The sequence below is a fragment of the Mangrovibacillus sp. Mu-81 genome (genome assembly GCF_036867415.1).
Classification (GTDB): Bacteria; Bacillota; Bacilli; order Bacillales; family Bacillaceae_B; genus Rossellomorea.
The window spans coordinates 58,882-73,485 of sequence record NZ_JBAJHU010000010.1; the positions used below are offsets into that span (position 1 = coordinate 58,882).

The 14,604-nt window shown below is 45.2% G+C and carries 13 protein-coding genes and 1 pseudogene; 3 read left to right on the plus strand and 11 right to left on the minus strand.

All coding sequences use genetic code 11. From position 1 onward, the window contains the following. Positions 1-95 precede the first annotated feature (95 nt). The gene (locus tag V6B33_RS17420; RefSeq protein WP_334218960.1) at positions 96-3,077 is read left to right on the plus strand and encodes a lamin tail domain-containing protein; all 2,982 of its coding nucleotides are present in this window, start codon (positions 96-98) and stop codon (positions 3,075-3,077) included. 39 nt (positions 3,078-3,116) lie between these two features. Here the strand turns inward: V6B33_RS17420 and V6B33_RS17425 are convergent, their stop codons facing one another. From V6B33_RS17425 to V6B33_RS17445, 5 genes are all read right to left on the minus strand, one after another. Then, positions 3,117-3,902, minus strand: a complete 786-nt coding sequence (locus tag V6B33_RS17425; protein WP_334218961.1) for an HAD-IIA family hydrolase — start codon at positions 3,900-3,902, stop codon at positions 3,117-3,119. Between the two features lie 271 nt (positions 3,903-4,173). After that, complete coding sequence (locus tag V6B33_RS17430; RefSeq protein WP_334218962.1) at positions 4,174-4,914, minus strand: MBL fold metallo-hydrolase; 741 nt, start codon at positions 4,912-4,914, stop codon at positions 4,174-4,176. Between the two features lie 12 nt (positions 4,915-4,926). Further along, positions 4,927-5,736 carry a carbohydrate ABC transporter permease gene (locus V6B33_RS17435; RefSeq protein WP_172255054.1) on the minus strand — a complete coding sequence of 270 codons (810 nt, stop codon included), beginning with the start codon at positions 5,734-5,736 and terminating at the stop codon, positions 4,927-4,929. Positions 5,737-5,749: 13 nt separating this feature from the next. After that, positions 5,750-6,640 (minus strand): carbohydrate ABC transporter permease, encoded by an 891-nt coding sequence (locus V6B33_RS17440; RefSeq protein ID WP_334218963.1) that lies wholly within the window; start codon positions 6,638-6,640, stop codon positions 5,750-5,752. Between the two features lie 92 nt (positions 6,641-6,732). Further along, positions 6,733-8,007: an ABC transporter substrate-binding protein gene (locus V6B33_RS17445; RefSeq protein WP_334218964.1), complete on the minus strand. Its 1,275-nt coding sequence runs from the start codon at positions 8,005-8,007 to the stop codon at positions 6,733-6,735. Between the two features lie 304 nt (positions 8,008-8,311). Here V6B33_RS17445 and V6B33_RS17450 point away from each other — a divergent pair, with 304 nt between their 5' ends. Then, the gene (locus tag V6B33_RS17450) at positions 8,312-8,704 is read left to right on the plus strand and encodes a hypothetical protein (RefSeq protein ID WP_334218965.1); all 393 of its coding nucleotides are present in this window, start codon (positions 8,312-8,314) and stop codon (positions 8,702-8,704) included. Between the two features lie 110 nt (positions 8,705-8,814). On the opposite strand, the gene V6B33_RS17455 is transcribed toward V6B33_RS17450, so the two are convergent. The 6 genes and pseudogenes from V6B33_RS17455 to V6B33_RS17475 form a co-directional block, all read right to left on the minus strand. Next, a complete protein-coding gene (locus tag V6B33_RS17455) occupies positions 8,815-10,476 on the minus strand; it encodes an SWIM zinc finger family protein (protein ID WP_334218966.1) in 1,662 nt (553 codons plus the stop codon). Between the two features lie 33 nt (positions 10,477-10,509). Next, a pseudogene (locus V6B33_RS22125) lies at positions 10,510-10,557 on the minus strand (SEC-C metal-binding domain-containing protein); the annotation flags it as partial. Between the two features lie 377 nt (positions 10,558-10,934). After that, positions 10,935-11,270 carry a nucleotidyltransferase domain-containing protein gene (locus V6B33_RS17460; RefSeq protein WP_334218967.1) on the minus strand — a complete coding sequence of 112 codons (336 nt, stop codon included), beginning with the start codon at positions 11,268-11,270 and terminating at the stop codon, positions 10,935-10,937. A gap of 2 nt (positions 11,271-11,272) precedes the next feature. Then, positions 11,273-11,674: a nucleotidyltransferase substrate binding protein gene (locus V6B33_RS17465; RefSeq protein ID WP_334218968.1), complete on the minus strand. Its 402-nt coding sequence runs from the start codon at positions 11,672-11,674 to the stop codon at positions 11,273-11,275. Positions 11,675-11,748: 74 nt separating this feature from the next. Continuing rightward, positions 11,749-13,155 (minus strand): 23S rRNA (uracil(1939)-C(5))-methyltransferase RlmD, encoded by a 1,407-nt coding sequence (gene rlmD / locus V6B33_RS17470; protein ID WP_334218969.1) that lies wholly within the window; start codon positions 13,153-13,155, stop codon positions 11,749-11,751. 15 nt (positions 13,156-13,170) lie between these two features. Beyond that, positions 13,171-14,040 carry a DNA-3-methyladenine glycosylase family protein gene (locus V6B33_RS17475; protein WP_334218970.1) on the minus strand — a complete coding sequence of 290 codons (870 nt, stop codon included), beginning with the start codon at positions 14,038-14,040 and terminating at the stop codon, positions 13,171-13,173. A 117-nt stretch (positions 14,041-14,157) separates the two neighbouring features. Between V6B33_RS17475 and V6B33_RS17480 the strand changes: the two genes are divergently transcribed. Continuing rightward, a complete protein-coding gene (locus tag V6B33_RS17480; RefSeq protein WP_334218971.1) occupies positions 14,158-14,598 on the plus strand; it encodes a DUF4362 domain-containing protein in 441 nt (146 codons plus the stop codon). Positions 14,599-14,604 lie beyond the last annotated feature (6 nt).

Below are 14,604 nucleotides of genomic sequence, written 5' to 3' on the forward strand. Positions count from 1 at the left end.
CCTGTGTCAATCGCGTGTACGGCCATCGTGCATGCTGTTGTCATGGGGTTCTTTTCATTTGTACATAAACAACATTCAAAAAGGAGGAAGTGACGTTGAAAAAGAAATCCATTCACTTGTCAGCTGCCATTCTTGTTTTAGGGCTGGGGTTTCTCTTGTTTCAAGTTCAAAACTCAAATGCGGAAGAGCCCGCCCCGCCTCTGATCATCACGGAAATCGTAACGAAATCTGACGGATCCGGGCAGCCATATGAGTATGTCGAAATCTATAACACCACCTCAGAATCTATCAACCTGCAGGACTATCAGCTCCAATACTTCACAAGTAACTTCTCAAGTCCGGCCAACCGATGGCCAATCCAAAACAAAACAATCCAGCCGAAAGACACGCTGGTACTCTGGTTAAAGAAATTTGATTATCCTGATGTACCGCTTTGGGACTTCAACTCGAACTATGGAATGTTTCTCACTGCTGGAGAGGTGTACGAAATCAAGCTTACCACTTCCGGACAGGGATTGCATGACAGCAGCCTTCGCCAGGTGGGAATTGCTGATGCGGACGGCACTATTCTCAGTACTGCATTGATCAATGACGGTGGAGCCGACGGGATTACAAACCGGAGCATCATCTACAAAGCAAACAGCTCGGCGGCAATGACGAAGCTCCGCAATGGAGAACCACCGACCCCTTCCGTCCTTTTGTCAGAACAGGTGGAAGGTCCTGCGACACCATTAAACCTGACGGCAACTCCTTCCAACCAATCAGTTCTGCTGGAGTGGGAAGCCTCTAAAGGTGCAGTCTCGTATAACATTTACGATTCTGATGGAACGGCAACTTCAACGGACACGACCACATCGACAATCGAAGGATTGGAAAATGGCCATGCCTATACGTACCGGCTGACAGCTCTCGATTCGGATGGAAACGAATCCCCTGCAACAAAAGAAGTACGGGCTGTGCCTCAGGAGACTGTGGATACAGTAGCCCCTAACGCCCCAACCGGTCTCAAAGCTAATGCAGGGAACGATCATGTAAAACTGTTGTGGACTGCCAATACAGAAAGCGACCTTTCCGAATATCAGGTCTACATCAATGGGACGCGTTACGGGACAGCAGCTGCAGATAAAACAAGTATGGTCGTATCTAACCTGGAATTGAACAGGGAGTATACATTTGAGGTCACGGCGATTGATCAAGCCGAAAACGAGTCAGAAGCTTCAGCCGCACTCGTCACAGGACCGACAGAAAACGCACCGATACCAAGCCTGCTTATCACCGAGTTGATCCCGAATACCGACAACTACGCAGGTTATGATGCCTTCGAATACTTTGAGCTTTATAACAACAGCCCTGATCCAATCGATCTCAAAGGATATCGATTCGCCTCTTATAATTGGGATGAAGAAATCGGGGAAAGTTATATTTTGAAGCCTTGGGAGTCTGTAGTGATTTGGACAAGAAACGCAGCCATTAATCCTATTTCACACGAAGCTTTCAATTATAACTATTTCTATTCTTACAAAAGTAAGTATTTAGAAGAAGACGATACGATTGTCCTCGGTGACATCGCCGGCCTGGTCAACGGAGGAAACACACTGACCATTTATGATCCGGACGGGCTCGAAGTCGTCAGAGCCGATTACTCAGCAGAAGACGTCTCCTTGAAGCATACGGTCACCTTTACCTATCCAAAAGATAACACTCGGACGATGGAAAAACTCGCAGCAAACCAAAATCCGACGCCGGGTTGGCTGGTTGAAGATCAAGCCCCGGATCGTCCGGTGTCAGATCAAGAAGCACCGCAGCCACCCGCCAATCTTGCGGCAGCAGCGGGAAGCGGTGAAGCAGTCTTGAACTGGGACGCATCAAACACAGAGGATTTATACCGTTATCACATATATAAAGACGGCAAACTTGATTACTCCGTAGGTCCTGCGCAGACAGCATTTACGCTCTATACGCTGGTCGGCAGCCAAACATACACATTACAAGTAAGTGCCGAGGATACCTCAGGAAATATATCGGAAAAATCAGCACCTGTAGAGGTAACACCTGAACACCAGATCATCACCCAGCTTGAACGCCGGGAACATGAAAAAGATCCCGCCTACCAAGGTCTGTGGGATATCAGTTCGGACGGCCCGGTGATCGCCGGACTGTCACAGGGACTCGTCCCTCAGGGATTGACCTACTACAAGAAAAAAGACTGGCTCCTTACCATCAGCTACGTTGATGATGGCATTAGACCCGGTACCATCACCGTAACAGACCGTACAACTGGGGAATTGGTGAAGTCGGTGGTCCTTTACAATACGGACGGCACACCGTATACCGGTCATGCCGGCGGGGTAACCGTCAGCCGCGACCACGGCTGGGTGGCATCCGAGAACCACTTGTTCAGCTTTAAGTTAAGTGACCTGGTGCAAGCTGAAGACAACGGAGAAATCCAGTTCACAGAACAGATTCCATTACCGGTCGAAGCTGCTTACACCGTTTATGATGAAGGCATCCTCTGGGTCGGGGAATTCTATGAGGCAAGTTCCTATCCCACAGATCCATCTCACCATATCCAGAACAGGGACGGGGAAATGCACTATGCATGGATGATCGGCTTTGACTTGGAACGAAACAACGACACGCTTTCCGAAGAACACTGGAATGGATCGCCGGACCATGTAGCCGTACCGGATTACGTTCTTTCCACTACCGGAAAAGTCCAAGGTGCCATCATCCAGAAAGCGGCATTGAACGGCGTCACGCTCAGCACCTCGTACGGAAGAGCCAACGACAGTGTACTGTACCGCTATGAGTATCCGCTGAAAGAGGACCCTCATGCCTACGTTGCGGTTGAAGGAAAACAAGTACCTCTATGGTTCCTTGACGGACATACTGCAAAACCGCGCCAGAGTATTGAAGCCATTCCGATGCCGGAGGGAATTGTTGAAGTACAAAAAGAGCTCTACGTCGTATTCGAGTCCGGGGCAGATAAATACCGTTATACAACCACCTTCCCGATGGACAGGATGCTCAAAATCGATATGAAGAAGTTAATGAAGGATGACAAAGGAATCGAATAGCATGAAAAAGGAAGCGGCGTCCAATCACCGCTTCCTTTTTCATGTCATTTTTTCCGATAACAATCCCTTCACCGAAGGCAGGACATAATCCGGCTTCCAAGTAGCACTCCTCAGATCCTCCACGGTCGTGATCCCGCTGAGCACGAGCGCTGTTTTCATCCCGGCTTCGATGCCCATCCGTATATCGGTTTCAAGGCGGTCTCCGATCATGACACACTCTTCCGGCCGCAGCTGTAAAATCCTCAATGCTGCTCTGATGGTCAGAACGGATGGCTTTCCAATCTGCACATCGATTTTTTTCCCGGCAACCGCTTCAACTGCCCCGATCATTCCTGCACAGTCCGGCACATCGCCAACCTCTACTGGACATGTTTTGTCAGGATTGGTTGCAATCACCTTTGCACCGAGCTTAATCGCCTGGTATGCAAAATTCAAATGGTCGTAATGAAAGTTCCTGTCCCAGGAAAGCACGACGACATCGACCTCTGATGGCGACATCCCCTCCCGGAACCCGGCAAATGCCAGCTCATCCTTGATCGGCTGCTCACCAATCACATATAATGCGGCATCCGGATGGTGTCCCTGCAAGTAGTCAATTAATGTAAGTGTCGGATTTACTATATTCTCCAGGCTGGCATTGATATTGAACCCGTTCAACTTTTCCACATAACGCTGGCGCGATTCAATGGTCTTGTTTGTCAGGAACAGCACTTTCTTCCCTTCATCAATAAGAGAGTTGATAATGGTGTCTGCTCCTTCTATCAATTGCTTACCAAGATATACAGTCCCATCCAAGTCAAAAATATACCCCTTTAAGTTTTTCATCTGTACCCTCCATCCAATAAGAAAAGCGCAAGCGCCTTGTTCAGCCCCGACAAGCGTTGGAGGGCCGACCGGTGAAGTCGTTCCTTGACTTCATTGGGCGGACCGAGACGTCTCGAGGGGCTAGGCGCTGGAGCTGGCCAATTCTCAAATTTAAGTTATATTTTATTACCACAATAAAAAAATTCCCTGAGCATGACGATGTCTCCAATTTAATAATTGGATGCCGTCATACCCAAGGAATCTCCTGATCTTTATCCTTGTCTCTCTTCATTTATATTCGCCTGGTCATCAGATCTTCGCCAATGATGACCTTCGAAATGCCAATCTTTTCTGCCTCTTCTTCATACGGTTCGTTGTCAGATAAGTGGACGAGAACGATCTCATCGATTTTATCCATGTCATACTTCTCTGCCACTTCAATAAGACTGCTGTGGTTGCCCGCAATTTTACTGGCTGAAGTCGCTTCATGGATTAACATATCTATATGGTCATACCTTCCGATTCGTTCGTTTATCTCCGTATCCCCTGAATAAACGACGATTCGCCCGGCACATCGAACTTCCAGCCCGGCAGTCGGAACAGAATGAAGTGCCTTAAAGCAGGAAAATGTCATTCCCCCGCCGTTCAGCAGCTCCTCTTCCCGGTCACCATCAAATGTTTCGATCTCAATGGCAAACGCGATCGGCCATTTGTCAGCTTCCATCGTCGCCAGCCATTCCTGGAGCTTTTTCTCATTGCGATAATCGCAGAAAATACTTAAAGGCTTTTTCCTGTCTTCCAGCCACATCCCCCACAGCAGGGAAGGCAGCCCGTAAATATGATCAATATGAAAATGGGTGAAGATCACCGCATCGAGTTCACACAGATCCACCTGCAGCTGCTTCAGCTTCCTGCAGGGATTTCCGCTGACATCGACCAGCACACGATACCCATCTTTGCAAAAGCAGATTGACGTATTGTCGCGTTCGGAACCGGGGTACGCACTTCCTGTTCCTAGAAAATGAATGTCCATCTATACCACCACCTATTTGATTCCTGAGTGCATGAAGCTAGATACGAATTGTTTTTGAAAAAGGAAGAAAGCGATCACCAGAGGCATGATGACCATGACCGTCCCTGCAGCAACCATCCCCCACTGCGCTCCCGTTTCATAGGATTGTGCAAACAGGGCAAGTCCGACAGTCAGCGGACGGGACTCGACAGAATCCGTGATGATCAGCGGCCACATGAAGTTACTCCAGTGGTGACTGACCGAAACCAGGGCAAAGGCGATATAGGTCGGTTTCGCCGATGGGATGTAGACATGCCACAGTGTCTGATACCATTTACAGCCGTCCATTCTCGACGCTTCATCAAGATCAAACGGGACTTGTTTGAACGTCTGGCGCATCAGGAAGACCCCGAACGCCGATGCCCAATACGGCATCATGACAGCAAGCTTTGTATTGACGAGCCCAAGCTGACTGATCACCTGGTAGTTTGGGAACAACAGGATTTCCGGTTGAATCATCAACTGAAGCAGGAACAGGATGAACAGGACATTTTTCCCTTTGAAATTCACCCGTGCAAAGGCATAAGCAGCAAGCGTGACCGTGACCAGCTGGACAATCAACACCCCAAAAACGATGACGAACGTATTGAAGTAATACTGCAAAAATGGTGCAGTCTTCCACGCGTTGACATAGTTTTCAACTGTCGGGTTCGACACCCAGAACGGAAAGCCCCCATTGATCACTTGATTCCCAGGAGAGAAAGACGTGATGACGACCCACAGGAGGGGGATGAATGAAATGATCCCTAAAACAATAATAATGCCATAGTTTAATTTTTTCATTGATTTCCCCTCCTTAATAATGGATTTTCTTATCAAGATATAAATAGTTGAATGCGGTGATACCAAGCATGATGACAATTAGAATCACGGTCAGAACCGCAGCTTTCCCAAGATCCCAGTTCGTAAATGCCGCTTCATAGATATGGTAGAGTAATAGATTGCTGGCATTATCCGGGCCACCTTTGGTCATTATGTACAGGTGGTCGACGTTTTTGAATGAATTCGTAATCGCCACAATCATGACAAACAAAGTCGTCGGCATCAGCAGTGGAAATGTGATATGACGGAACATCTGGAACGGTTTCGCTCCCTCCATCTCAGCAGCTTCATACACGTCTCTAGGCAAATTCTGCAAACCTGCCAGATAGAAGATCATGAAAAAACCGGCATCCTTCCATATAATCATGACAATCATTGCAATCATGACGGTGCTCGGATTCCCCAGCCAGTTATGATCACCGGTTCCGAACGTTTGAAGGAAATTATCGAGCAATCCATACTGAGGGGTGTAGATAAAAAGCCATATATTCGCCACCGCAATCAGCGGAACGATCGTCGGATAGAAAAATGACGTTCGAAGCAAAGAGCTTCCGGCCATTTTTTTATTCAACCAGATCGCGAGATACATCGCCAGGAACAAACTAGTTGGTACCGTACCGATCATGAAAAGAATGTTATTCAAGATGACCTTCCTGAAAATCTCATCCTCCAAAACGCCTCTATACTGTTCAAGTCCGGAAAACTGCAATCTGGTCATCGGGCCGCTGTAGAAGCTTAACTGGATTGATTTGAGCGTCGGGTAAAACGTAAACAGTGTTAAAAAAATGAAAGAAGGAAACAGCAGCCCATAGGCGAACAGATTATTCCTCGCCCCGGAACTGAGTTTTCGTTGCTTGGTCGTCATCTAACAGTCCCACCTTTCTGGGAAAAAGGAGCCCAAGTCAGCACAATATCCACTCCGAGCTCCACTTCTTCCAGTCTATTTATGCTGCCTGCTTACTGAAAAGGCTCCAGCACTTTTTCTGCTTTCTCCTGGGCATCATCCAACCCTTCATCAACAGGGCTCTGACCTGTTAAGATTGATTGAATATGGTCATTAAAGATTTTCTGCACCTCGCCGTTCTGGTACGTGGCCAATTCACTGTCTGCATATTCCAATTGCTCGCGTGCTACAAGTGCAGGAGGGAACTCCTCCACATACTTCTTCAACAAGTCAGTCTCATAAGCAGATTCGGTGGTGGCAACATATCCTGTATCAATCGACCACTGTGCCACACGCTCAGGTTCTGTAAGGAATTTCATGAACTTAACGGCAGCTTCCTTATTCGCTTCTGGAAGATCCTTGAACAAGTAGATATTTCCGCCTCCAGTAGGTGAACCATACTGATTATTGGCAGGCAGGAAGGAGACACCGAACTCAAAGTCCGCATTATTCTTCACATTCGTCAGGTTACCCGTCGTATGATACATCATTGCCGTCTTACCACTAAGGAAGTCAGAAGGAACGGTTGCCCATTCAATGACCCCTTCCGGCATGATTTTATGCTCATTCCCAAGAGACAACCAGAACTCCATGGCGTCTTTTGCGTATGGTGCATTGAAATACACTTCTTTCCCGTCTTGAGACATGATGTTCTCTTCAGTCTGAAGTGCTAAAGCCTGGAACATCCAGTACTGATAACCTGTACTCGGTATTTCAAGTCCCCACTGATCCTTGCCGCCGTTTATCGTCAGCTTCTTGCCGTAATCCACCAGCTGTTCCCAGTTTTCAGGCGGTGCTTCAGGATCCAATCCAGCTTCTTTGAACGCGTCCTTATTATAATAAAGGACGATCGTACTGCGCTGGAAAGGCAGGCTGTATACCTTATCACCCACGGAAGAGTTCGCCATGAAACCATCATAGAAATCATCCATATACTCTTCTTCGAACATCGGAGTCAATTCCTCGATCAGGTCGTTCTCAAGCAATGTAAATAAATCAATCGAGAATAACACCGCAAGCTCAGGCGCATTACCCGCCTGTGACGATGCCATCACCTGCGTCATCGTCTCAGCGTAACTTCCCCCGTATTTCGCATTCACCTTGATGTCGGGATTTTCTTCCTCAAAATCAGCAACAATCCCATCCACGATCTTTGCCACATCACCGCCGACCGCAACCGGAAACCAGAAATCAATTTCAGTCTTTTCATCCCCTCCGGTTTCACTGCTGCTGCATCCGACAAGGACAACCATCAACACTAAAACGAATGATAAAACCTTGGTCTTCATGCCATTTCCTCCCCTTTGTTTCACATTTTCTTCATAAAAAAACCCATGAACAACAAACTGCACCACAAAAAGTGTCATGCAATTCATTGGTCACAGGGATTCTCCTCATCTCTACCCTTAGACAACTACCTGTCTAAACTATATGTCTGATTATTCATAATAATACAATAAATACTAATGCTTGGCAATGAAATTTCTGGATTTTTATATATAGTTTACAATATTTTTACTATGAATTCTTCAGTCAACTTTATGCTAACATAGCAATACTAGTAATATCGCAGCTTTAACGGGGGTATGTAACTTGGTCAAAAAGAAAAAATGCAAAAGTAAAAAGAAAGAATGTTGGGGATTGCCCAAGGAAGAGCGGAAGGAGCTTGGACGTACCTGGGCCCGGGAGTTTACGGAAGAAGGAAATATCATTAGAGCATATTCAAAGAAGTTCGGACTCAATCTAAAAAACTCCATGAAGGAACTTAGGAGGATTGGATTCAAAATAAGCAATCAGGACAAAGAGGAAATCAAGCGAATCCTAGAAAAACAGGCAGAACAAAAGAAAAAGAGGAAAAAGAAAGCACTAAAACTGGAGGAATCCTGTTATTCTGATGAAAACTTTGCTTTCATCGCTGGTTATACAGAAGGCGGGTTACCTTTTGGCATTACCCATGAGGAAATGGAGGAGATTGAGAAAGAATAGCGGCAGAAAAGGGATATTCCAATAAACAATGACGGGTATCCCTTGTCACCACTTACAGCTTACAACATTTAATCAGAAGTATTGATCATGCCACACATGCTGCCGCGGGTTTATTTTATCTTCCCTAATTCGTCCAGAAATGCCGGTCTCCTTTTGTATAATTCCATTAGCTCATCGATCAACTCTACTTGCTTCGGTTTGCCTGCAATTCTCTTATAGTTAATTAATATATGACAAACCGTTTGGTAAGCTTTCCGATTGGAAGAAGAACTTGCAGCAGCTTGGATATAACCGCGATAGATTTCCTCGACCCCTTCTTTATCATGATCAAACAGTTTATGGGCGTATTCTTCAATATAAATGGGGTTGCTTCTAACAAACAACAATAACTCTTCCACATCGTTTTCTTCATCTATCAACTTAAGGAACATACTTCCCGCTTGCCAGCTTTTGGCATCCTTTAATTCTTGTTTTAAGTTTGTGTAGAAATTCTCTTTATTTTCCGAGGATAATCCTTTTAATTCTTCGTAATATGAAAAATCCCCTTGAAACAAAAACTCCTTTGCCAACAAATACTGTTCTTCCCTTAATGAAAGGTTCTTATAGGCTAGGTATCGGAACTTTTTCCATTTCGATATTAATCCCGGATACTGTTGATCCTTCGCTTCTCCTTCTTGAGCAAACTCAATGACCTTTTGATCGTTTTTCTCCAGCAGCAACTTATTCAATAATTGCTCTCTAAAATTTGTATAATGCAAATGCTCATAAATAAACTCCTCGGCTTCTTCTTCTGTTCCATATTTCTTTGTCAACTCAAGCAATAATTGCAGCATGCTTTCACTCTCATAATGTGAATACCGATCACTTGATCTTTCATCCAGCATCGATTCAATTTTGTCAATCAGCCGTTTCCTCAGCTTTATATCATCCACAAGTTCACAACAGATACTCAACAATTCAATTTTGTAATCGCTCCACCCATCTAGAACCTCGTTTTCAACCTGATTTAATAGCCTTTCAAAGATTTCTGCCTGTAGAGGGTCTGTACTGTCAACACCACTAGTTATCTCTTCGATTAATTCCAGAGTTTCGTCAACCAGGGAGCCGATATCTCCGCCAGAATCATCTGCATATTGGAATGCACCAATTGCTTCCTCAAATAAAAGAACTGCGATATCCAGGGACTGAAGTACACCTTCAGTTTGTCGCGCCTTTTCGGCTACCTCTTCCAGTTCTCTGACAAAGTTCCTAGTAAGGCGATACTGGATAAAACCTTCCCTGCCTTTATATATTCTGATGATAGAATTTATTAATCTACGGCAACCTTCAAACTCCTGCTGATTGCCCCTTTTTGAGAATTTAACCATAAGTCTATTTTTCAAAATTGTGTCATCCTTCGTTAGGTTTACGATAATATCAATCAATTCTTTTTTAGAAAGACTGTCTAAAACCATATGTATGGTCGAATGCTCTTCCTTTTCACCTCCATCACCAAAATCACCCTTTAACATCGCCAATATTCTAAAGTATGCAGCAACCTCATGCTTACATACCGGTCCAAAATCGTATGGACAATCACACTGGGAATGCAGAATATGACCGTCAGCTGCCGTCTCAACCAGCACTTCGTAATCCTCGCTTCCCTCCACTTGAAAAAGAAACGTGTTTTCACTCTGTTTAGACGCCTTCGTGACATTGCCATCAATGTAATAGCAATATCCCCTGTCTAGAATCGTTTTATCTACATGATTCTCAAAACCATGAATATTCATCTCAGGTCCACCTTTCTTTATTTCCCACAGCACTTTATATGTCGAACCACTTCTACATGGACAAGGATCATTCCTCCCAATGGAGGGCGCATTTCTTACAGGCTAAGGTTTTTTTGTACACTTTGGATCATCCTGCTTTATTCATATCTCCATTCTAGTTACACATGAAATGCTACCAAATCCTTAATACTCATTAAAAGCGATCTTTGAAACACTGAATAATAAATTTCTGAGCATTACAAAAGAGATAGCAGGCTCGTGAACTGGAGGATTCCTTCGATTCAAATGATACTTTTGCATTCATAGCTGGATATACGGAAGGCAGGATCCCATTCGGAATTACCCACGAGGAAAGGGAGGAAATGGAGGAGATTGAAAAGAAGGATAAATAGACAGAAAAAGATACCCCTTAATAGTATAGCGGGTATCCTTTTCTTGGTATTAACTTTACGTTCAGCTCAATGGGTGTACTTAGTCTCACCAGTTGCGTTTTCCCGGCGAAATATCTCTTTCCCCTCTTCTCTGACATGCCGCACTAATTCTTCATTGTTAATTTTTTCAAATTGAAGAACATCAAAAAAGTAAGGCAATGGAAGTTTTTCATTAAGTAAATTATCAAGACTATATAATGTTTTACCCGTAATGTCTTTTCCGTAAATCACTAAATCTACGTCCGAACCCTTTTTGTAATTCCCCATAGCACGGCTTCCAAATATAACAGCCTTTTCAATTTCGCTGAATCCTTTAATGCCATCCAAAATATGTTCGAGATCTTTTTCCGTCAGTCCAAACATGTTTATACTTCCTTTAAGAGTTTTTCATAGAATGATTTGAAGGCAGGAAAATATAGTTCTTTAATATTTTTTACAAATTTTTCAGCAAGTGCTTCGTCGTAAGTATGCGTTGTGAGATTCCGGTTCGTCAGGGCATCAATCCAAACGTGCCCATCTTCGACCAAGCCTATTTGATAGGACTGTTTTATTGTTTCTCTTGGGCTTTTCACTTGGAAACCTTCTGTTTCAAGATAGTCTTTCATGACTTTCCATGCTAATTCAAAGGACATCTCAAAAAATTGAATAATCCCTGCCTTTTCCAGTTCAGAATGCAGCTCTTGTTCTGAATACTTTTCCAGGAGCTTATAAGATTTCTCAAAGTTCTCAAACCTTTGCCTCCACCTGGTATCTTTTAACGGATCCAATACTTCCCCTCCTTCACATGATAAACGCCTCTATATAAACTTATTCGTTACGATTGACCAAAACCCTCCCATACTTACTTCAACACCAACCTCACCACACACTCCACATGCGCCGTCTGCGGAAACATATCCACCGGCTGCAGATACTCAACGGTGTAATGCTTCTTCAAATACTCAATATCTTTCGCCAAAGTAGAAGGGTTGCAGCTCACATACACAAACTTCTTCGGCTTCACTTCCTTGATTGTATCAAGGAACTTCTGATCGCAGCCAGTCCTAGGGGGATCGACCACGACCACGTCGGGTCTCCAGCCTTCTTTTTTCCACTTCGGCATGAGTTCTTCAGCACTTCCGACGAAGTATTCGGCATGATTGACTCCGAATCGTTCAGCGTTCTTCTTGGCGTCATCAATGCCTTCTTTGACGACGTCCATACCACGGATTTCTTTTGCTCCGTCTGCCAGCCAAAGTCCGATTGTACCGACTCCGCAGTAAGCATCGACAACCTTCTCTTCACCAGTCAGTCTCGCTGCTTTCTTCGCTTCATTATAAAGCTTGGTGGTCTGAATCGGGTTCAACTGGAAAAATGCTCGCGCTGAAAGCTCATAAGTGAACTCATCCAGGCGTTCTTCAATGCTTTCTTTTCCAGAGAGATGAACGGTTTCGTCCCCAAAGATGATGCCGGTTTTTTTCGGGTTGATGTTCTGTGCGATGGAAACGACTTCAGGCAGACGCTTCTCTATCTCTGAAATCAGCAATTCCTTGCGTGGAATCTTTTTCTCGGAAGTAACAAGTACCACCTGGACCTGTCCGGTTTCGAAACCGACACGTGTCACGATCGTTCTCAGGATCGGCTTCTTCTTTTTCTCATCATAGACAGGGATGTTGAAGTCGTTGATGATGCGCTTGATTTCGGTTGTGACTTTGTTGGTGGCCGAGTGTTGGACGATACATTCGTCGATGTTGATCAGCTTGTTAGAGTTCATGCTGTAGAGACCTGCGAAGGCTCTTCCTTTATGGGTCTCCACTTGGAATTGGCTCTTGTTCCGGTAGTGCCATGGGTTTTCCATGCCGATTGTCGGACGGATATCAAGTTCTTCCAGGTTTAATTTCGTATGTCGTTCAAGCGATTGCAGGACGATATCGCGCTTTGCTTCGAGCTGGCCTTCATAGGTAAGGTGCTGAAGCTGACAGCCTCCACATTCTTCGTAGACGAGGCAAGGTGCCTTTGTACGCTGCGGCGACTTTTTCCGGATTTTCTTTATGCGCGCTTCGGTGAATTTCGGATGCACCTTGGTCACTTCGACGACGACTTCTTCTCCAGTCAGGGCGCCGGGTACGAAGACGATCTTTCTTTTGAAGAATCCGATGCCTTCCCCGTTGATGCCTATTTTCTTTATCGTAAGCGGAAACTGCTGTTTCAGCTCAATCTTCACTTCATTGTTGTTGCCTTGCCGTTTTTTCGTGTATTGCTTTTTCATTGATTCACGTCCGTTCTATTCGATACTTCTCCATAAATACAGGGATGCATAGCTTAAATAAGGATGCCACGGCGAGCTGAACTGTTCAAGCTCTTCCTGGGTGGGCTTCCGGTCCATTTTGTATAAACGTTTGAGGGCGTTCTGGATGCCGATATCAGCCATTGGAAACAGATTCGGGCGGCCGAGTCCGAACAACAGATAGCTCTGTGCCGTCCACGGTCCGATACCGCGGATTTTGGTGAGCTCCTTGATGATGATTTCATCTGTTTCATTTGCCAATGTTTCAAGGTTCAATTCACTGCTCGCCACCTTCTGGCCGAGACCGATGACATACTCTGCTTTACGCTGGGAAAATTGCAGCTCCCTCAATTCTTCCACGGTGATGCGGGCTGTTTTTTCAGGCGACGGATAGAACCAGACACCTTCCTTATGCCAGCCGTATGTCGTGACGAACCGATGCGTCAGCGTGAAGGCGAATTTCAGGTTGAGCTGCTGGTGGATGATGCTCTTGACGATGCTTGCAAACGGATCGAATTCCAATATGATCGGAGTGCCCAGATGCTCTTCGAAAATGGGTTTCAGTTCGGTTTGCAGGAAATGCTCATGCACGTCATGAAGTCCAATATGCCATTGAAAGATCTGTGCGATGCGGCTGTACTTTTCTTCAAGGTGTTCATCATTCTCAAATGTAACGGTGAATTGGGGTTCCTCCGTCGTACCGGTCGCCTGCACCCTGATGACCTCACCGTTTCCGTGCGGAAGATAATACGGAACCTTTACGCTGCGGTCAGCCTGATCTACTGCATTCAACGGATCAAGCGACAGCCTGTCCAGCACCATGTCAAAATTATAAGGGCCTTCAATCCTAACATTCCTCGTTATCATCGTCCTCATCCTTCCGCGTCAAAACTCGTATGTGTATTATAGCATACGGAAGGTGTAACCCTTCAACGTTGTGATACGTCTATTATGGTAGAATCAGGTAAAAAGGGGCTGGTGAAATTGAAAAAATGGATGGCGTTCGGGATACTGCTTGTGATGCTGGCAGGAGGTTGCGACGGTCCGGGTAATAAGGTTAATGTGGAGGTTGGTAAAGACTTCAAACCTGCACCGGCCGATGTGGTGAACAGCCATGGAAAGATAGAAAATCTCGAAGAATTTGAGCATTTTTTTGAAAATGTCCAGAACGGGAAGAAAGACAGTGTCCGGATTGTCAGCTATACAATAGAAGGAGACCCCATTCTGCACGACCTGGAATTCGATGGAGATACAATTCATTCCGTGGAAGATACGCGAATGGATGCTTACGGCACTGGTGAAGTGACGAAAATGAGCTGTGAAGAAATTGAATACGTAACCGATCAGGAATTAGCCGACAATGTCTATAATCTAAAACAATGCGATAAAAAACAGTACAATGAAACTCTCATCTGGTACGACTGATAATCC

Excerpts from the sequence above, each read along its gene's own strand:
- V6B33_RS17425 (WP_334218961.1), bottom strand. The coding sequence starts at position 3,902 with ATGAAAAACTTAAAGGGGTATATTTTTGACTTGGATGGGACTGTATAT.
- V6B33_RS17440 (WP_334218963.1), bottom strand. The coding sequence starts at position 6,640 with ATGACGACCAAGCAACGAAAACTCAGTTCCGGGGCGAGGAATAATCTG.
- V6B33_RS17460 (WP_334218967.1), bottom strand. The coding sequence starts at position 11,270 with ATGTTTGGACTGACGGAAAAAGATCTCGAACATATTTTGGATGGCATT.
- V6B33_RS17475 (WP_334218970.1), bottom strand. The coding sequence starts at position 14,040 with ATGATAACGAGGAATGTTAGGATTGAAGGCCCTTATAATTTTGACATG.
- V6B33_RS17445 (WP_334218964.1), bottom strand. The coding sequence starts at position 8,007 with ATGAAGACCAAGGTTTTATCATTCGTTTTAGTGTTGATGGTTGTCCTT.
- rlmD (WP_334218969.1), bottom strand. The coding sequence starts at position 13,155 with ATGAAAAAGCAATACACGAAAAAACGGCAAGGCAACAACAATGAAGTG.
- V6B33_RS17455 (WP_334218966.1), bottom strand. The coding sequence starts at position 10,476 with ATGAATATTCATGGTTTTGAGAATCATGTAGATAAAACGATTCTAGAC.
- V6B33_RS17430 (WP_334218962.1), bottom strand. The coding sequence starts at position 4,914 with ATGGACATTCATTTTCTAGGAACAGGAAGTGCGTACCCCGGTTCCGAA.
- V6B33_RS17435 (WP_172255054.1), bottom strand. The coding sequence starts at position 5,736 with ATGAAAAAATTAAACTATGGCATTATTATTGTTTTAGGGATCATTTCA.